The sequence below is a fragment of the Pedobacter frigoris genome (assembly GCF_005116445.1).
GTDB lineage: Bacteria > Bacteroidota > Bacteroidia > Sphingobacteriales > Sphingobacteriaceae > Pedobacter > Pedobacter frigoris.
Genome location: NZ_SWBQ01000003.1, coordinates 595671 through 615386 on the forward strand (window position 1 = coordinate 595671; position 19716 = coordinate 615386).

20 protein-coding genes are annotated in these 19716 nt (G+C 37.9%); 6 read left to right on the forward strand and 14 right to left on the reverse strand.

Translation table 11 applies throughout. The features are described 5' to 3' along the window. Nucleotides 1-8: 8 nt before the first annotated feature. The 10 genes from FA047_RS13390 to FA047_RS13435 all read right to left on the reverse strand — a co-directional run bounded on the left by FA047_RS13390 (nt 9) and on the right by FA047_RS13435 (nt 10553). On the reverse strand, nt 9-788 hold the full coding sequence (locus FA047_RS13390) for a tetratricopeptide repeat protein (RefSeq protein ID WP_225872730.1): 780 nt from the start codon (nt 786-788) through the stop codon (nt 9-11). After that, nucleotides 766-2577: a BatD family protein gene (locus FA047_RS13395; protein ID WP_136836562.1), complete on the reverse strand. Its 1812-nt coding sequence runs from the start codon at nt 2575-2577 to the stop codon at nt 766-768. The genes FA047_RS13390 and FA047_RS13395 overlap by 23 nt, the downstream gene beginning before the upstream one ends. 28 nt (nt 2578-2605) lie before the next feature. Then, nucleotides 2606-3322: a tetratricopeptide repeat protein gene (locus FA047_RS13400; protein ID WP_136836563.1), complete on the reverse strand. Its 717-nt coding sequence runs from the start codon at nt 3320-3322 to the stop codon at nt 2606-2608. Next, nucleotides 3319-4359 carry a vWA domain-containing protein gene (locus FA047_RS13405; protein ID WP_136836564.1) on the reverse strand — a complete coding sequence of 347 codons (1041 nt, stop codon included), beginning with the start codon at nt 4357-4359 and terminating at the stop codon, nt 3319-3321. Before FA047_RS13405 ends, FA047_RS13400 begins: the two co-directional genes overlap by 4 nt. A gap of 4 nt (nt 4360-4363) precedes the next feature. Continuing rightward, the gene (locus FA047_RS13410; protein WP_225872731.1) at nt 4364-5368 is read right to left on the reverse strand and encodes a vWA domain-containing protein; all 1005 of its coding nucleotides are present in this window, start codon (nt 5366-5368) and stop codon (nt 4364-4366) included. Beyond that, entirely contained in the window at nt 5355-6335 is a 981-nt protein-coding gene (locus FA047_RS13415; protein WP_136836565.1) for a hypothetical protein, read from the reverse strand. The genes FA047_RS13410 and FA047_RS13415 overlap by 14 nt, the downstream gene beginning before the upstream one ends. A 2-nt stretch (nt 6336-6337) precedes the next feature. Next, nucleotides 6338-7213 carry a DUF58 domain-containing protein gene (locus FA047_RS13420; protein ID WP_136836566.1) on the reverse strand — a complete coding sequence of 292 codons (876 nt, stop codon included), beginning with the start codon at nt 7211-7213 and terminating at the stop codon, nt 6338-6340. A gap of 57 nt (nt 7214-7270) precedes the next feature. Beyond that, nucleotides 7271-8296, reverse strand: a complete 1026-nt coding sequence (locus FA047_RS13425) for an AAA family ATPase (protein WP_225872732.1) — start codon at nt 8294-8296, stop codon at nt 7271-7273. Nucleotides 8297-8406: 110 nt separating this feature from the next. After that, a complete protein-coding gene (locus tag FA047_RS13430; RefSeq protein WP_136836567.1) occupies nt 8407-10113 on the reverse strand; it encodes an ArnT family glycosyltransferase in 1707 nt (568 codons plus the stop codon). 29 nt (nt 10114-10142) lie between these two features. Further along, nucleotides 10143-10553, reverse strand: coding sequence for a GtrA family protein (locus FA047_RS13435; protein WP_136836568.1), 411 nt, complete (start codon nt 10551-10553; stop codon nt 10143-10145). Nucleotides 10554-11034: 481 nt separating this feature from the next. Here FA047_RS13435 and FA047_RS13440 point away from each other — a divergent pair, with 481 nt between their 5' ends. After that, nucleotides 11035-11955, forward strand: a complete 921-nt coding sequence (locus FA047_RS13440; RefSeq protein WP_169304405.1) for a sensor histidine kinase — start codon at nt 11035-11037, stop codon at nt 11953-11955. On the opposite strand, the gene FA047_RS13445 is transcribed toward FA047_RS13440, so the two are convergent. Continuing rightward, entirely contained in the window at nt 11952-12641 is a 690-nt protein-coding gene (locus FA047_RS13445; RefSeq protein ID WP_136836570.1) for an MCP four helix bundle domain-containing protein, read from the reverse strand. The two genes, FA047_RS13440 and FA047_RS13445, sit on opposite strands and share 4 nt — an antisense overlap. A 20-nt stretch (nt 12642-12661) precedes the next feature. After that, nucleotides 12662-14107: an ATP-dependent DNA helicase gene (locus FA047_RS13450; protein WP_136836571.1), complete on the reverse strand. Its 1446-nt coding sequence runs from the start codon at nt 14105-14107 to the stop codon at nt 12662-12664. Nucleotides 14108-14159: 52 nt separating this feature from the next. Here FA047_RS13450 and FA047_RS13455 point away from each other — a divergent pair, with 52 nt between their 5' ends. The 3 genes from FA047_RS13455 to coaD are packed head-to-tail and all read left to right on the forward strand — an operon-like array spanning nt 14160 to nt 15987. Next, nucleotides 14160-14981: a DUF3822 family protein gene (locus FA047_RS13455; RefSeq protein WP_136836572.1), complete on the forward strand. Its 822-nt coding sequence runs from the start codon at nt 14160-14162 to the stop codon at nt 14979-14981. After that, a complete protein-coding gene (locus FA047_RS13460; RefSeq protein WP_136836573.1) occupies nt 14972-15517 on the forward strand; it encodes an RsmD family RNA methyltransferase in 546 nt (181 codons plus the stop codon). Before FA047_RS13455 ends, FA047_RS13460 begins: the two co-directional genes overlap by 10 nt. 2 nt (nt 15518-15519) lie before the next feature. Next, on the forward strand, nt 15520-15987 hold the full coding sequence (gene coaD / locus FA047_RS13465) for a pantetheine-phosphate adenylyltransferase (protein ID WP_136836574.1): 468 nt from the start codon (nt 15520-15522) through the stop codon (nt 15985-15987). A 21-nt stretch (nt 15988-16008) separates the two neighbouring features. Here the strand turns inward: coaD and FA047_RS13470 are convergent, their stop codons facing one another. Continuing rightward, nucleotides 16009-16617, reverse strand: coding sequence for an NUDIX hydrolase (locus FA047_RS13470; RefSeq protein ID WP_136836575.1), 609 nt, complete (start codon nt 16615-16617; stop codon nt 16009-16011). A 274-nt stretch (nt 16618-16891) separates the two neighbouring features. On the opposite strand from FA047_RS13470, the gene pyrE reads away from it, so the two are divergent. Both pyrE and FA047_RS13480 read left to right on the forward strand, forming a co-directional pair. Then, complete coding sequence (pyrE, locus tag FA047_RS13475) at nt 16892-17551, forward strand: orotate phosphoribosyltransferase (RefSeq protein ID WP_136836576.1); 660 nt, start codon at nt 16892-16894, stop codon at nt 17549-17551. Between the two features lie 7 nt (nt 17552-17558). Beyond that, entirely contained in the window at nt 17559-17957 is a 399-nt protein-coding gene (locus tag FA047_RS13480) for an SRPBCC family protein (RefSeq protein ID WP_136836577.1), read from the forward strand. 57 nt (nt 17958-18014) lie between these two features. Here FA047_RS13480 and FA047_RS13485 read toward each other — a convergent pair whose 3' ends face one another. After that, nucleotides 18015-19682 (reverse strand): DUF3472 domain-containing protein, encoded by a 1668-nt coding sequence (locus FA047_RS13485; RefSeq protein ID WP_136836578.1) that lies wholly within the window; start codon nt 19680-19682, stop codon nt 18015-18017. Between the last annotated feature and the right edge of the window lie 34 nt (nt 19683-19716).

Consider the following 19716-nt stretch of genomic DNA (forward strand, 5'->3'; position numbering starts at 1 on the left):
AAAGTTCGCTAAATTTCTTTTACATCAGTTAAATTGATCCATCCAATATTTCCATTCGGCAGCTCTACTTCAATCCAATTTTGATTCTTACTTTTAATACTGACTTTAGTTCCTTCATGAATGACGAATAAGGTCTTTTGAGATGCATCCGGACCACTTTTGACATTCACTGTTCCTGCAAAAACAATAGCTTCCTGATGACGGCTGAAATAACCTTGTTGCATTTCAGACATGATGATACTGAATACTCCAATAAGAATCAGACAAACTCCTATGTAGAATGCAGATTTCTTTATGGGGAGCACTAGAGCAAATAAATAAACAATCAGCAACAGAAACCCCAGCGTGACACCTGCAACGCCAAGTACAGACCACGCAGACACTGAGAAAAACAGCACAATATTCCTCCACCAGGTCGCAAGGAAAAATTCAGGAACTGGCTCAATTTTATCTGTAATCTTTAGGTTTGCCAACTGTAGATTAAGCTCAATATCCTCATCTCCTGGATTTAGTTTACGTGCCTTTTCATAATTCAATATTGCTGAGGACATGTTACCCAGCTTATAATTTGAATTGCCTATATTAAAATAGACATCCGCAGATTCATAGCCCTCATCGAGCAGTTGCTGATAAGTTTTTAGCGCTTCTTCGTATTCAGCGTTTGCATATTCCTTATTGCCTTTTAAAAATATGTCTTCAGCTTTATTATTTCCCATTGAAAACAAAGGGAATATCAGTACTAACAGTAGTAAACAGATGTTATGTTTATGCATTTGTTTCGATCTCATTAATAATAGTTTTAGCTTTATCAAACACTTCTTTTTCCGAAATACCAGAAACAGGGGCATACCTTGCCATTTCACACAAATCAATGGTTTCAGACAACTGATTTATGAGTTCATCTTTCACTCCCCGGACTTTCAACTGAAATGCAATATTTTCCTGATTCAAATCCGCCGCTGCTATATTTAGTTTATCGCTTAAGTAACCATACAGACCTTTATAAATAGCCTCATAAAATAACTTTTTATCTCCCGACTGTAATTGCTTATTAGCCATCGCTAAATGTTTATTAGCTATTTTATTTGCATTCCTACTTTTTACGGCAATATAGTCGGCGTTATTTTCACGATACCATTTACGATATCCAAGTGCAAATAAAAATAAAACCGGACCAGTACCCAGTAACACATAATATAAAGGAGAGCCACTAAATCCCTCACCAGATCTGCTCAGTTTGAGGTTATCAGTCTTTACGTATCGAATATCTTTAGCCAGAAGCTTCACATCCTGTTGTCCAGCTGAATAAGCAGTAACATTTGACCCGGGTGCACCTTTTGCCACCTTAAGATCAAATCCCTTGGAATTCAGGACAACGTATCGTTGTGTCGAAGGATTAAAATAAGAAAATTTGAATGGCGCTATCGCATAGTTTCCCTCATGTCTCGGGATCAATAAATAGGTGAAATCTCTATTGCCGGAAACACCGCTAATGGTTTCTGTAATTTTATCATTTACTTTTGGATCATATTTTTCAATATCAGCTGCAAGAGTGAGTTCAGGGGCTTTCAATAATTTAAGATTTCCTGATCCTGAAATTTTGATCGTGTAGTTCAGCGATTCATTAGCCTTAAGTTCCGACCGGTCTATAGCAGCCTCCATTGAGTAATTACCCACCGCTCCCTCAAAGCCCTCTGGCTTTCCTGTTTCTGGTAAAGGCTTTACATTAATGGTTACAGGCTGACTTTTTATTTTGCGTTTTAAATCTTTGTAAGATCCACCAAACATCATTTCAAATGGATCATTCGAAGGAACAGGTACACGTACCAGAAAAGTCATCCCTAAAGGATCCAGCGTAAGTTTTCCTGATCGCTCAGGAAATAAAATGATTTGTTTCAGCGTGGCGACACTATATTTAGTACCATTAAGGATTTCCGTTTCCCATTGGACGTTTGGGTTGTTATTTTTTATCTCCTGACTCCAAAAACCATTAAAATCCGGAAGCTTATCTAATGCATTATCTACCAGTTCAATATTTGTATACAGTTTATACGTTACTGCAAGCTGCTCGCCCTGATAAACATTCGACTTATTGGTCACGGCCCTGATAAACAATCTCTTGGATATATCTACATTGGGCGCGGCTTGAGAAACCTGAGGATCTGGTTGTCCGGATGCTCCTGATTGACGTTGTTGGGGGACAGAAGACCCCTTCACAACCTTCATCCTAATTGAGTTAGATCTTAACTGTTTACCATTCGCCTGAATTATTGCAGGCCCTATAGTATAGTCTCCTGTTCTTTCTGCAACAAGTACATAGCTCAATGACATACTCATAGAAGTATTCCCGTTAATAGAAGTTACACTCGATGATTGGTTTGGTCCACCCAAAACTTGGAAGCCCCGAAAATCAGGTGGACTAAATTTTTCTATGTTACCATTTACCGTGAAACTAACCTCAAATTGTTCACCTGTACCTACTGGATTTTTACTGACTGTTGCTGTAATTTTAATAGGATCATTGGCCAGCAAAAGACTGCTCCATAGCAATAAAAACGTTAATATATAATGTTTCATTTTGTCCAAAATAACAAATACTTTTTACTTACCAATCTTTAACAATCCGACCTTTTACACCTTTAGCTTTCTTATTTTTAAGCTTGTCCTGTGTATTTTTTTCTTCATTATTCAGAGCCTCAAGCATACGTTCTGCATCATCCTTAGATAGTTTATCAGGTTGTGGTTTCTGGCCATTTTGCTGATCATCTTTATTTTTATCCTTTTGATCCTTATCCTTCTGATCCTGGTCGTTTTTATCTTTATCCTGCTTATCCTTATCCTGATCTTTTTTATTCTTGTCTTTATTCTTATCGTTCTTTTTTTGCTGATCCTGCTGCTGTTTCAGTTTTTCCTGTGCATAAGCCAGGTTATACCTGGTTTGATCATCTTTAGGATTATTGATCAGCGATTTTTTATACGCATCAATACTTTCTTCAAGCTTCTTAGATTCTAAAAGAGAATTTCCTAAATTATGATATGCTTGTGCTTTCACAGCTCTATCATTTGAAGAACTGGCAATTTCTGTAAACTTTTGAATAGCGGGATCAAACTTCTTTTGTTTATACAATGCGTCTCCTAAGTTGAAATTACCTTCAACAGATTGCTTTGAATGTTCTACAGATTGTCTGTAACTTTTTTCTGCTTCAGCAAATTTTTGCTGTTCATATAACTTATTGCCATTATGAACATACTTTTTCTCCTTTTGTGCAAAAAGCACAAAACCCTGCAACATAATGCAAATGATAATTATTAATTGCTTCATGATTTCTTCACTTCAAACAAGTTCACTTCACTCAACTTCAGATTTCTTCTACTGGAAATAAAGAATTCCAGCACTAACAATAAAAATGTAAGGCCGATAAAAAATTGAAACCTATCTTCATAGTTCTTAAATACCTTACTATCATATGTTTTCTTCTGCATTTTATCTATTTGATCCCTGACAATGTTAAGTCCGCTATTTGCATTGGTAGCTCTCACATAAACTCCATTTCCTGCGTTCGCAATTTCCTTACACATTTCTTCATTCAGTTTACTCAATACAGTCTTCCCATTTTCATCAGTATGAAATCCAACAGGACTACCATTTTTATAAATCGGAATGGGTGCTCCCTCTGGCAATCCAAGACCTATTACATGCACCGAAACATCTTTAGCAGTTGCATTTTTTGTAGCGGCCAAAGCATCATCCTCATGATTTTCACCGTCAGTCATCAGGATCATCGCTTTACTTGTACCATTTACAAAATCAAATGACTTCATTCCCATATCTATTGCAGCTCCTATAGCCGTACCCTGTGTAGGAACTATGCTGGTATTGATATTATTAAGGAATAGTTTGGCTGCAGAATAATCTGTTGTAATTGGCAATTGTACATAGGCCTCTCCGGCGAAAATAATGATACCAATACGGTCGTTATGCAAGTTGTCAATCAATTGCGATATGGCCCGTTTCGCATTTTCCAATCGGCTCGGAGCCAGATCACCAGCCATCATACTATTTGATACATCCAGCAGGATCATCAGATCAGACCCGCTTTTTTTACCCTCTTCTATTTTTGTCCCGATCTGTGGATCAGCAAGCCCAATAATCAGTGTGCTATATGCAATTAAAAATAGCGTAAACTTTAAAACTGGCCTACCGAAAGAAACCTCCGGAATCATTTTCCTCACCGTATCTCTGTCACCCAAAGAATCCAACGCCTTTTTCTTCCATCTCCTGATCACCAAAAAAAAGATCAGCAGCAAAGGAACTCCTGCAAGGCCCCATAAAAATTCCATATATGCAAAACGTAACATATGATTAAGTTAATGCTCCTTTAAACAATGTATTTCTTAATGTAAACTCTAACAATAAAAACACAAGTGCCAACACTGCAAATGGCAGGAATCGTTCTGTTTTTTTATGATACTGAGTCACCGCAATTTTTGCTTTTTCCAACTGGTCTATCTGCTGGTAAATCGCCTTTAATTTTTCGTTATTTGTGGCCCTGAAATATTTTCCTCCCGTGATCTTTGCAATATTACTCAGCACACCTTCGTCGATAGTAACCGGGACTTTCTGGTACTGGATACCAAAAGGCGTCTTTACAGGATAAGGGGCATATCCCCTTGTCCCGACACCCACTGTATACACCCTCACATTCATTTGTTTTGCTATTTCAGCAGCCGTAACTGGAGGTATAGAACCTGTTGTATTTGAACCGTCAGTAAGCAATATAATGACTTTGCTTTTGGCTTCGCTGTCCTTTAAACGGTTTACAGCAGTGGCTAATCCCATCCCTATCGCCGTACCGTCTTCTATCATTCCATTATTAATGTCTTTAAACAAATTAATAAGTACATCGTGGTCTATAGTAAGGGGACATTGGGTAAAGCTCTCTCCGCTGAAAACTACAAGACCAATACGGTCATTTGGCCTGTCCTTTATAAAATCTATAGCAATATTTTTACCTGCTTCTAAACGATTTGGCTTCAGATCTTCCGCAAGCATACTTCCTGAAATATCCGTAGCAATGACAATGTCAATCCCCTCTGTCGTCGAATTTTGCCAGCTTAAGGCAGACTGCGGTCTCGCCAGCGCAAAAATCAGGGCAATTAACGCAAGTGACCTGAACACAAGGCTATAATGTCTTAGATGGCTTAATTTACTCCTCTTAACCTTCAAAAATCCTTGCACAGAGGACATCTTAAGAGATCCCTGCAATTTTTTACTGCGCCAAACATACCATCCAACCATTAGGGGAACAATGATCAACAACCAAAAGAATCCTGGATTGGCAAATTCAATTCCGCTAAACACTTTCATTTCGTTGATCAGTTTTATTTTCAACTACCGGACTCAATACTCTTGTACGCGTCACAAAGCTAATTGCATTATTCATACTCAGTTCGTTCTCTGTATTTAATGGCGTAGCCTTTGCAAATTTCACCAGGTCAGCAAGCTGCAATACTTGTCTAAGTATATTCCTGTCCTCTTCATTTATTTCCCTAGATTTCAAACCGGAAAGGATCTCATCGGAAGTCTGCTCAAGCGCACTGATGCCATATCTTTTTTCCAGATACTCACGTATAACATCACTAAGTTCGCTATGATACTGCTTGATGGCATCCTGTTGCCATAATTTCTTATTTCTAAGTTCCTTCAATTTCTCCATAGCAATAAGATGTGGCGGAACAGCCGGTTTCTCCTGTATTACCTGCACGGGCTTTACCTTTCGCACTTTCATATAATAGTACAAGGCTCCTCCAAGCATCAGCAAACAAACTACAGCAAATACCACCCAATGCCAATTGTCCCTCAACCAATCCATCAATGTGTACGATACAGCTATAGGTTGCTTAATGTCAAAGATCGCTTTGGTCGTGTCAACCTTCACAGATTTCACTTCCAGCGGCATTGAAACTGTGCTGAAACTTGCACCTTTAGTTTGAAATACAAATGAGGGTATTACCTGGATGCCTGCATCAAATGAAGTAATTACATAAGACCTGCTTAAGGTATGAACAGCAGGATTAGATGTATCTTTAAGTGTATCTGTTTTCCCGATCTCAACAATCTGTATTTTTGAAGAGATGGTATCTGTCAGTGTTGGAAAGCTAATCTGCTGAGCAGTTGGTAATCTTGCTATTAAACGCAATATGGTCTGATCGCCCAAAGCAATGGTGCTTTTATCAAGTTTGGCTTCTACCGCAACCTGCTGCGCATATCCCTTGCCGATAAAGCAGGTAAAGCATAAAAGTAAGCACCAGCAAAAATTAAAATATAGTTTCATGTCTACCTTCTGGCTTCCCGTTTTTTAAATAATGTCATCAGCGGCTTCACATACGATTGATGTGTCCCGATTTTTGTATAATCCACTCCTGATTTTTTGAAAAGAATATCCAGCCTTCCATTTCTTTCTAAAGCAGCTGTTTTAAAAGCATGCCGTATTTTCTCATCAGAAGTATTGATCCATTCCAGCTGACCTGTTTCCTCATCCTGCACAGGGATCAATCCCAGATTAGGGAACTCTTCTTCATGAATATCAAATATCCTCAGTGCCACCAAATCATGCTTCCTATTGGCTATTTTAAGCTCATTTTCGAAGGTATCACTCATGAAATCAGAGATTAAAAAAGCTGTGGATCTCTTTTTTATGGCACTATTGAAGTACTGTAGTGCCTGAGCTATATTAGTACCTTTATGTTCTGGTTTAAAATTGATCAGTTCCCTAATGATCATCAGGATATGTCCTCTGCCCTTTTTTGGGGGTATAAACTTCTCTACCTGATCGCTAAAAAACAAAACGCCGACTTTATCATTATTTTGTATAGCTGAGAAAGCCAAAACTGCGCATAGTTCTGTCACCAGGTCTTGCTTTTGCTGGGTTTGTGTTCCAAAGCTTTTTGATCCGCTTACGTCAACCAACAACATCACAGTCATCTCCCTTTCTTCATCGAACACCTTTACGTAAGGATGATTGAAGCGCGCTGTTACATTCCAGTCAATCGTACGGATCTCGTCGCCCATTTGGTATTCACGAACCTCACTAAAAGCCATCCCCCTGCCTTTAAAAGCAGAATGATATTCTCCGGAGAAAATTTGATTACTCAACCCACGGGTCTTGATTTCAATCTTTCTTACTTTTTTTAAGAGATCTTTAGTATCCATATTTAATATCTGAATGAAATTATACTGCCCATATAGAAATTCTAAAAAGAATCTATATTAAGGTACTTCAACAGCATTTAATATACCGGTAATGATGGTTTCAGTCGTGATATCTTCGGCTTCCGCTTCATAGGTCAGACCTATTCTATGGCGCAACACGTCGTGGCAAACCGCCCTTACATCCTCTGGAATTACATAACCTCTTCTCTTGATAAAAGCATAAGCTTTTGAAGCCAGGGCAATATTGATACTTGCTCTTGGAGATGCACCAAAACTGATCAGATTTTTATAATCGGCTAGTCTATATTGATCAGGAAAACGTGTCGCAAAAACGATATCAATAATATACTGCTCAATTTTTTCATCCATGTAAACCTCTCTCACTATTTTCCTGGCTCTGATGATATCATCCGGATGAAGTATTGCATTTGGTTTAGCCATTCCCTCTGGCGCTATATTCGCCCGCATAATTCTTTTTTCTTCTTCCTTTTTTGGGTATCCAAGGACTACCTTCAGCATAAAACGGTCTACCTGAGCCTCAGGAAGCGGATAAGTCCCTTCTTGTTCTATCGGATTTTGTGTTGCCAATACCAGGAAGGGCTTGGGAAGCGGAAACGTATTGTCCCCTATTGTCACCTGACGTTCCTGCATGGCCTCCAGCAAAGCACTTTGTACTTTTGCAGGTGCACGGTTAATCTCATCTGCAAGAATAAAATTAGAGAATAAAGGACCCTTTCTGACTACAAATTCCTCTTTTTTCTGATTGTAGATCATCGTCCCCAATAAATCAGCAGGCAGTAAGTCAGGTGTAAACTGAATCCGGCTAAATCCTGCGTCTATTGTTTTTGCAAGCGTGTTGATGGCAAGTGTTTTTGCAAGTCCAGGTACACCTTCAAGCAGAATATGCCCGTCTGCCAGCAAGCCTATCAGCAGTCGCTCTACCATATAGCGCTGGCCTACAATCACTTTATCCATTTCAATAAAAAGGAGATCTATAAACGCACTCTCCTTCTGTATCATTTCATTCAAAGCACGGATATCAGTTCCGTACGATGAACGCTCAGTCATGTTTGTTTCTTCCATTTTTAGGACCTAATTTTTATTTGCGAAAATTAGACAAACGTTAATTTTCTCGCAAATGCCAGTGGCTTGTTTAGTTTTAAAATATGTTAAATTAATTTTGTCAGCAAGAGCTATTTTACATCTGCAGTAATCATACCGCTGTTCCGCCCGCCTGAAAAAGGTTCAGTTCTAACCGAAAAAATCAGTTTATACTTTCCTGTTTCTTTTGGCACTTCCAGCATCCCGGGTACCCGCACTGTAGTATGAGGCTTAATAACAAGCTGAGAAACATCTGCTGTAAATGTCTTAAAATAGACAAAGTTTCCATCCATTTTAAAGCCATATTCCAGAATGCATTTCCATTCTTCGCCAGCATTACCAAGAGAGACCGGTTCCTGATATGGATTAGTAATTTCCAAGGTCACTTTCTTTGTTTCCCCTCTTTGCCACTCTTCAGGAACCTCAGAAAGCCTCACCGTAACTTTTTGATACATCCTCACCTTATTAATCCAGAGGCCATAAAATAATCCTTTATCAGTAGCAATCGTATCTTGCTTAACATTTTCTCCATGACTCTGAGACAATACATAATATGCTTTTCTATTTCTTATGCTGTCTTCTAAAGGCCAAATATCATACTGATTTTTTCTGTAGTACCTACTGTCATACCCAAATCCCCTAGTACTGTAAGTATAATAATTATATCGGGAGGGAATCTGAAATGAATCGGTAAATATAACAGGATAGTTTCCTGCTTTGTCTTTAATCTGGGCAGCCCATTTCTTTGTACCAAAATAATAGGCAATAACTTTTACTTTCATCAATGCATCTATAGGAAAGATCAGTATAAGCCTTACTAAAATGATCAGGGCAATATTCGCTAAGCTCAGATAATTAAGCCATTTCGGAACAGGTTTACGCCCTATCTCTATATAAGCAAGAATAAACAAGCAAAGCATAGCAGGCAAAGTCCAATGCGCTTCCACCCTTCCTTTAAAGGTGCTGAATAGAAAAAAAACAAATACTCCGTAAAAATTAAACTTAACAGCCCTGATAAAGGCATCAGAAGATTTAAGCTGTACAGCAGATTTATAAAGAAACCAACCTACCAGCGGGCCTGCAAGTGCAAGTTGCGCCAGCACGTATTCAGACGTAAATTTAAATTTATAAAAATCGGCATTCCGGTCTATCACATGATAATAAAAAGAAGGGTAATGATTGTTAATCTGCCACATAATATGCGGCAAAAATGCACAAATTGAAACTACAACAATCATCCAGAAGGAAGGCCTTCTCAGCAATTTAAAATTAGAAATAATAGTGAAAAAGAGCACCAATATGCCGTGATATTTACTGTACAGCAGACAAGCTATTATCAAAGCCAGTAACAATGCCCATTTGGCTTTATCTTCTTCAGCATAACGCTGATAGACATAAAAAAACAAAATACTGAAAAAGAACAGTGGTGAATCAGGTGTGGTGATAAACCCATACACATGAAACAATACCACGCCACTAAATAATAAAGCAAAAAGCTGAAAATTTTGTGTGTACCTACTGACGATTTTCCATAATAAATAAACCGAAAGCGCACTCGAAACAACAGTTATTAACCTAAGGCCTAAGGAATTGCGGAATAAAGCATCTCCTAATTTGATAAATACAGCCACCATTGGAGGATGATCAAAATATCCCCAGTCCATAAAACGGGAATACATCCAATAATAAGCCTCATCAGCATGTAGTTCAACAAAAGCGGCTTGTACAATATTAATTACCGTCCAGAGCACTAAAAAAAATAATAGCAGTTGTTCCGAACTTCTCTTTGTTTGCAACATGAAATTGAGTTTATGCGTTAAAAATAGGATTATCCTGTGAAAGTATACAAGTAGTTAGCAAAGAAGTTCCATAAGGATACAATTACAATAGCGCAGGCTTTTGCTACATAGAAGTTCCATTTCAATTTGTCGTTTAACAAATAAATTAAAATATTACTCAAAGCAAGCCCTACGAGTGAAATCACAAAAAATTTCCCAAACTGAATAATTGTCGCTGGGTTATGATTATTAAAAGTCCAGTAGCGGTTGAGGGTATAATTTGTACCCGTTGCAACCACAAAGCCCAATGAGCTCGAAATGTATTTGTGAATTTTAAGTTTCTCCTTGCAAATCCAGGTTATGCTAAAATCTACTATAAGCCCTGAAAAACCAACCACACCAAATTTTAAAAACTTAAATAAAAAAGCGTCATTAAACTTGAAGGCTAGAATTGCGGTCATAGATTGTACTTTCAACAAAAATAAGATATTAATATAGAAGTTCATTTCCTTTCTTTAATTTTACGTTTAAAAACGCAAATTGTTCCACCTTTATAAATACAAAACACCAGAAAAGTATTCTGTTGACTTTAAAGAAACTTACAGCTTCATAAATATCAGGCACATTAAGATTTTAAGCACGGTTTTATTATGTATCTCTTCAGTTATAAGATTCGCTTCTTTCTTTTTTTACGAGGATATCATTACAATACCCAGATATGAAGAATACAGTCTGAGTAACATTGTTCAGATATGTGGCTCTTTTTTGTTTTTAATCTTATCCAGCGCCGCGTTAAAAAACCGGAAGCTAAGTGCCTTGAAAAGGAATATGTTCACCCTTCTTTTTACCTTGTTTTTGTTAGGTGTGTGTTATAGTGTCAGTTATATTTTTTCTACACATAATACCAAAAACAACCTATCGGTTGTATTGATCGGAATCGTAATGATAAGTATATTTTTCGCTTTGGAACTGGCCTATATCACCATTACAGCCTTATTTATAATATTTTTATTTGTGGTAACACTCAGTTTTACAACTGAGAATACCCAGCAAATATTTTTAAATATTTCCACGTCCGGAATACTTGCTTTTGTATTGTTCACCTGCTCCCGATATGGTTACTATTTTAAATCACAGCATTTCTTACAATTAAAAGAGCTTGAAGAAAGAAATGAAGAAATACAGAACCTGAATCATCAAAAAGGCGAAATACTTGGTTTTGTTGCACATGATCTTAGAAATCCGCTCAACAATATTGAAGCGCTCAGCGCGCTTATTCTTACCGAAGAAAATCATCCTGATGCAACGGAAGTACAGCTCATATTGAATTCCGCTCAGCATGCAAAACATATTATCAACGACCTTATTGAAGTAGTTCAGGAGAAAAAGACGGCACTAAAAGTTCAGGAAGTTGAATTGATCGGTTTTCTGAGGGGTATTCAAAATACATGGCTGACAAATACAGACAGAACAAGAATAATCATTTTTAATACTGACCAAAACACCGTCTCAGCAAACATCAATCCTTCAAAATTCACAAGGGTAATAGACAATTTAATTGGCAATGGAATCAAGTTTTCTCCTCCAAATACCCCTATAAACATTGAAGTATGTACAAAGCCAGAAAAAGTCCAAATCCGCATTTCTGATTTTGGGATAGGCATTCCGGATACTTTAAAGCACTTATTATTTGATCAGTTTTCAAAAGCTGGGAGAGTAGGCCTCAATGGAGAAAAATCAATGGGTCTTGGACTCCACATTTCAAAAGACATTATAGAACAGCACCACGGCACCTTAACTGTCGAGAGTCAGGAAAATAAAGGAACAACTTTTATAATTTCAATTCCGTTAGCCAGCACCTAATTCAAATTGAACTTATCATTTCTGATGTTAACCACATTAGAGGTAAAGACTATACCTACAATCAAAATCCCTATGACGATGGCCAGCACAGTTTGAAAGGCTGAGTAGAGTTTATTACCGGAAACCATGAATTCAGTATCCTTTGTAAGTTCAGCACCAACCATACGTTGTATGCGCATGAGTTCAGACAAGCCTTTTATAATATCACCCGATGCTTTTCTCCCCATCAGCTCATGCACATTTCTTGCTTTTTCCAGCCCCTGGCTTTTAACAATGCTTACTGTTTGTGTTTCAATATTTTTAACGGCATTTAAATTTGCTTTCAGTCGCGCGATGTTTTCCTTCTCCTGCTTTACCAGGTAAGTTTTTTCATAAGCCAGGATCAGAGAATCTATCGACGTGTTGACCTTGTTTAAGTTTCTTCCTAAACCTTCAAAATTAAAGGAGGTCTCAGAGGATGAATAAAGCATATCTTCCAGCAAACTACGTTTTTGATCTACGTATTCAGCAACATAAAAAAGATCAGTAGCAGGTATTAGCCGGTCATTGTATAAAGAAATAAATGACTCATTCATGCTTTTCACACTCTTATCCTCCAAAAATCTAATCAATATTGAACATGCCATGATGCAAAATAGTAGAACAGCGATTTTCATTTTTTGCTTAACAGAGTATGCGAATCTCATAATTACAGTTTTTTAATATTTTAAAATTGCTCTTCAGCAGGAGAAGAAAATAAGTTAGTCGCAAAATTTACTAAAAATAATTCTCTTTTTGCCCGTGTCACGCCAGTATACAACCACCTGAGAAAGTCCAGGTCTATCATTTCGTCTGTTAAATATCCCTGGTCTACAAAAACTGCATCCCATTGTCCCCCCTGCGCCTTATGGCAAGTCACGGCATATGCAAATTTGATTTGAAGCGCATTATAATAGGGATCTTCTTTAATTGCTGCAAACCTTTCCTTCTTATTGGATATATGCGAGTAATCTTCATTTAAGCTTTCAAAAAGTTTGTTACTCTGTTCAAATGAAAGATTAGGAGTTTCAGCCGTCAGCGTATCCAGCATAACTTTACATGTAATTACACCCGCATCAGGAAAATCCAGAAATTCGAGATTTACCTCACAAAAACGGAATCCGTGCCGCTCCTCAATCCGCCGAACCCTTACTACACGTGCCATATCTCCATTTGCAATAAATGCCGCTGACTCGTTATCAGGAAGCCAAAAATAATTATTCCTGACTACCATGATCTGATCCCCGCCGGTCAACTCTTCTTCACGGTACAGCAACCTGGCCCTGATTTGCTGGTTATATACATTTGCAGATTTATTAGACCGGCATACCACCAGAGAATTTTCTATTCCGAACTTATTATAGGCGTATTCCAAACCCTCGACGAGCTTTACACCTGTCATCCTGAAAATATCTTTAAAGTTCTTAGTTATAAATTTCGGAAGTGCGATCTGCTCTCCTTCATCCTTTTCCTCTCCATCGTTAATCAGCTTTCTTAACATTGTCGCATTGGCCAATACACCTGATTTTTTTTCCTGACGTACCACCTCTTTCAACTCAACCGCACGCAAGCTAACTGAAAAGTGCTGCGCCATATACTCTTTATTTAACGCCGGACTGTCAATACTGCCTACAGGAGGAAGCTGTGCGGTATCTCCCACAAACACCACAGCGCAATTCTTCCTGTTATAAACAAACTCCATCAGGTCTCTTAATAGTGATGATCCACTTTGGGTATTCCATTCGTCTGCGATCATTGATGCCTCATCCACGATAAACAAGGTATGCTCAGCTAAATTGGGTGCGAGTTGAAAAGACATATCTGTGCCTACTGCAGATCTTTTCCTGTAGATCTTTTTGTGTATGGTAAGCGCCTTCCTGCCGGTATAGTTACTCATCACTTTTGCTGCCCTACCTGTTGGAGCAAGCAAAACAGCACGCAAAGCAAATTTCGGCAATGCTTTTACAAGGGCCCCAACTGAAGTAGTTTTACCCGTTCCGGCATATCCTTTTAAAATAAAGCATTGTCCATCCAGCTCCTTCGATAAAAAAGCTGCCATCTTCCGGCAAAAATCAAGCTGTTCTGCTGTTGGCGTAAACTGGTAGCATCCCGCAATTATTGAAGCTTTATCCATTTAACAAATATGCAATGGTGATGTTATAGAAAAAAGGATTAATTTTGTTAACATGAACAGCAAAAATAGCATATTATTGGTTGATCCTGATTTTGAGCCAAATACTGCAGACAACTGTAACCTTTTAATTAAAATTACTGCCGACAGCCTCTCTTACGCAATAATAGATAAAAGATCGAATGAGATAAAAGCAGTATATGATCAACAAGAATGTTCCAATACCATACAGACACTTGCAAATAAAATTAAATCCGATAGCTATTTAATGCTTCCTTTTAAGGAAATCAAGATTTCAGTATACACAGAAAATTCGATTGCTGTTCCCAATGAACTCTTTGACACTGATAACTTAAACAAATATACCAATTATTTTGACGATGATCAGGGATTGAATCTCTATATACAACCTGCAAGTAGCTTTGGATTTACCTCTATTTTTACCTTGAGTAAATTTGTTGACCAGACATTAACATCTTCCCTGGCACATGGGAAATTGTTTGACCATACAGCTCCATTACACGCACTGGCTAAAGAAAAAAACACCGCTCTGCTACTGGATTTTAGTGCAACATCCTTTAATGTTCTTTACATTAAAGATGAAAAACTGATATTCCAAAACTATTACCAGATCGAAAACAGTGAAGAGCTCAATTATTATATACTTTTTATCATCAATCAATTAAAGATAAACGCTACGGAAACAGAAATTCACCTCATTGGTATCATTCATGAAAATGATGCAAACCATACTTGTCTGGCAAAATACTTTAAAACCATAAGCTTCTGCGCTGCTGATGCTAAAAACGATAAAATTTTAGAAGACATGCCTGCACACTACTACAGCAGCTTATTAGCCCTCGACCTATGCGAATAATCGGAGGACGACTAAAAGGCATCAGGTTCAATGCTCCTGAAAGTTTACCTGTAAGGCCTACCACAGATATGGCCAAGGAAGCACTTTTCAATATTTTATACAACACTTATGATTTTGAAGAATGCGAAGTACTCGATTTATTTTGCGGAACAGGGAACATTAGTTTTGAATTTGCATCCAGAGGAATAAAAAAGGTAACGGCTGTTGATAAACATTCCGGCTGTATATATTGGGTAAAATCTGTCATTGAAAAACATCAGCTAAATGAAATTCATGTTCAAAAAGCAGACGCATTTAAATTTTTAGAGCAGCATAGTAAAACTTATCAGATAATTTTTGCTGATCCCCCTTATAATTTGCCCACTATCCCATTAATACCGGAACTGGTTATAAAAAATAACCTTCTGACCGACAATGGACTGCTCATCGTAGAGCATCCTTCATTATTAAAAATGAATAACCTTCCCGGCTTTAAAGAAACCAGGAGATACGGAAATTCATCTTTTAGCTTTTTTGAAAAATCCAGCAACCTTTAGGTATGAAAATAGCATTATTTCCAGGTTCATTTGACCCGATCACCATAGCTCATGTTGACATATTAACCCGCGCACTACCGCTATTTGACAAAATTGTAGTAGGCATAGGGCTAAATAGCTCAAAACAGAGTTTTCTATCGGCGGAAAAACGTGAAGAAATTGTAAAAACAGTCTTTTCAGATTATGACAATGTAGAAGTTCAGTTATATGAAGGCCTGACAGTAGATTTCTGTAAAAAGATAAATGCTCAATACATGGTGCGGGGAGTCCGTTCTGTTGCTGATTTTGAATATGAAAAAGCAATTGCTCAGATCAATCAGACCATGATGCCGGAAGCAGAGACTATAATCATCCTGAGCAAACCTGAATATTCTGCGATCAGTTCAACGATCGTCAGGGATATACTACGTAATAACGGAGATGTAAGCCAATTCTTACCTAAACAGGCCATTCCTTTTCTAAAAGCTTAAGCTTGTTGGTGGTTATTTAGCCTAAAGAAGCTTTCCTTCCTCTAATACCTGTATAATTGAAGGGTAGGTATTCTTAATAACGGGTTTTAATTCTGTTTTATTTAACCAGGTTGCCTTGGTGATTCCTTCTTCTTTTTGCGGGATCAATTTAGGTTCACCCTTGACAGTCATGCTGTACCAATTCGTTTTTTTGAGCACTAGCTTAGCACCCAGGGTATATACGTGGTAAGTTTTGCATATTTTTTCATCATTGGTATGTATTTTAACACCACACTCCTCTTCTACCTCACGAAGACCCGCTTCTTTCATCTTCTCCCCTTTTTCCACTTTGCCTTTTGGTAAATCCCACTTTTTATTTCTAAAAATAAACAGGTAATTCCCTTTGTCGCTTTTCACCAATCCGCCTGCAGCTTTAATTAAATCACAGCTCCTTTTCAGCCTTTTAAAAATCTCTTTAGGATCTGGATCTAACAGAATATATTGCTTTTCAGAAACTTTAGATAAATTCTTATAAAAAGTTATAAAATCAAAATCCTTTACATCTAGCTGTTGAATTTTATTAACCTGCTTAGGGAGCTCATCCGCAATAAACAGCGTGTTATTATTTATATAAATTCTGTAGTTTTTCATTTGGTTAAATTGCGTTTTTCATTTGTGATGAAATTATCATGATCATCAAGCATCTGCCGCCAATCAATCAAATATGCAGTCGATAAAAATATAAAAAAATGACAATATTCATCGCAACATACATTATTTGATTACACGCTCCCGCTATCACACTGAAAATCAATCGATGTGGCTAAATAATCTCTTCCATTTCAAATTATACTTTTTAGAGTGCTATTATTTAGCGATATTTGGGGCTTCTGTTTTATGAATCATTAATACGTAATTTTAGGCCATGTATAATAAAAGTGATATTGAATTAAAGGTAGCTGAATTTTTATTACAAATAAAAGCAATAAAGTTACAACCTAATAATCCATTTACATGGGCTTCTGGTTGGAAATCTCCTATTTACTGTGACAATAGGATCACCCTTTCCCATCCTTCGGTTAGAACCTATATCAGACAGAAACTTAGTCAACTGATTCAGGAAGAATTTGGCTCAGTAGACTTAATTGCTGGTGTTGCAACAGCCGGCATCCCTCAGGGCGCTTTAGTAGCTCAGGAACTGGGACTGCCATTTGCTTATGTAAGATCAAAAGCAAAAGAACATGGTACAGGAAGTCTGATTGAAGGAGAAATTGTAGAAGGGCAGCGTGTAGTAGTAATAGAAGACCTCATCTCGACAGGAAAAAGTAGCTTACAGGCTGTTGATGCACTTAGAAATGCAGGACTGTCAGTAGCTGGTCTTGTAGCCATCTTCACCTACGGCTTTGATCAGGCCGACGAGAACTTTGCTGCAGCTAAATGCCGTTACGCTACGTTATCTAATTACAATACGCTAATCGAATATGCAGCGGAACATAGTTTCATTGCACAGAAAGATGTAGATCTTTTAACGCAGTGGCGTAGAAACCCTTCCGAATGGGGAAAACAATTAGAACAACTAACTTAAGAATAATATGACAGTTATCGAAAGCAGTACTGAATTGAACCTGCCCGTAGAAACAGTTTACGTTTTTTTGGCCGACTTAAATAATCATCAGCAATTAATGCCCGAGAATATTTATAACTGGTCGTCAACAGAAGACGAAGCTAGTTTCACAATTCAAAATATGGCTAAACTTGCGATCAGAATCTCTGAGCGTAAGGAGAATCAGGAACTTACGGCAATCCCTACTGAAAAACCACCATTTGATGTGGAATTGAAATGGACTGTAGCTGATAACGGAAAAGGTGGTACCATAGCTAAACATATCATTTCAGCTGATTTGAATATGATGATGAAAATGCTCGCCTCAGGGCCACTGCAGAAACTTGCTGATCATCAAACACAAAAGCTAACTGAAGTCTTAAAATAGCCCTCCTTTAAAATAAGAAAAAAGCTGATCTTTTAGGATCAGCTTTTTTTATGACTGTTATTGAGGCTCCAGTACCCACTGCTGGTTATTTCCTCCACTCGCTCCGCTCAGTGCATACAATATCATCTTTGTACCACTGGTTGTACTACTTCCGGGATTATCCAATACATAATGATTAGATAGATTGCTTTGAATATAATATTTACCGCTTCCAACAGAAACAAGGTTCCATTGCTGATTTAAATTGTTCGTAACCTGGTACTGAATTAAATTTACACCAGAAGTCTGAATACTACCTGCTACATCTATTGCTTTATTGCTATTTCTGTTGACCAGTACTGTAGCTCCGCCCTGACTGCTCAACTGCCATTGCTGTCCATAGTTAGTACTACTTGTGCTTTGCACTACATAAGCGTTATTTGCTGTGCTGTTGTTTTCTATCGCAAGGTATAGCCCACTAGAGAAGTTTTTAATCTTATACCAGGTAGAAGAACCAGAAGCTGTAAATGCAGCGGTAACTGCGGCCGAAACTTGATTAAAGATATCTGTAATCGTTACTCTAGCTGTATAGTTACCTGCAGCAAGAGTTGTAGAAATTGCAGCAGTTCTTTTTTGTGGCAGCACCTCTTCAACTGTCTGCACTACAGTACCAGATCCATTCAATATTTCTACTTTAGAGGATAGTTGTGGCGTTTTTGTGGCATTGGTAGTCCAGCTAACGTTTATCGTTCCCGAAGTATAGCTTGCAGAAACCGAACTAACAGTACCTACAGTAAGTGTTGGTGCCGACCCCTGATTTGTTTGCACAGGTAAACTCAGCGTACGTCCGGTTCCAAAAGCTGCACTTGGCTGTACATTACCACCGTGCTCCATAAAGTATGCATCTTCTGTAGCATCATAACCTGAATTAAATGCCCGGTCATAAATACCATTTCGCCCTGCATCATTTGCATTGGCACTGAATGTCCTACTGGAGTGCTTTTGCCAGGTATTACTGGTATTTAAATTCCAGCAGTCTTTAAAATATGCTTTTCGAATGAAACTTCCGTCATAATTCGGATTAGTACCCACCCAATTTTCCAGGAAGGAATCATTACCTGAACCGAGAAATGTAGTTCTTTCTACCATTGCCAATGTAGAAGTATGAAACCAGGTACCGGTAGATATATTTTGGATGAATGTACCTATGAATAATTCTCCATTTCTCTTCCATGCACGTAACGCGATGTTATACCATGTATTTAAGGACCATTGATAAGGATTGATCGTCTTCCATCCGTCACCTTCTCCTCCGAATCTGCTGGTTACAGTATTTGAAGCAGAATAAGCTACCCTCGAATAAACGCCTCCAGCGGTATTAGGATCCCATAACGACGAAATCAGAATATTCGGTGTACCGAAGGATTGATCTGGAGTCTGCTGTAAACCTGCATAGCCTCCACTGTAATTATGGACGGAAAAATATTCAGTATTGGCAGACTGCGTGATTTTAATCTTGTGAATTTTGGCTATAGCATCAGAAGGAAATGAAAAAAAGATATGCTGTGAAGGCGCCGCATTCTCTCCTGCAACTAAAGCCACACTGCCAGATTGTTGTGTTCCAACAGCTAGCTTTTCTTGCTTAACTGTGTCTGCCACTGGTATTTTCGCACATGAAAATAGAGTAATTAAAACCGTAAATGCTAACATTTTTGTAATCAGTTGTTTAATGGTTGGTTTTTTCATTTTTGTTTTAGGTTATATTAGGATAATTAAGAAT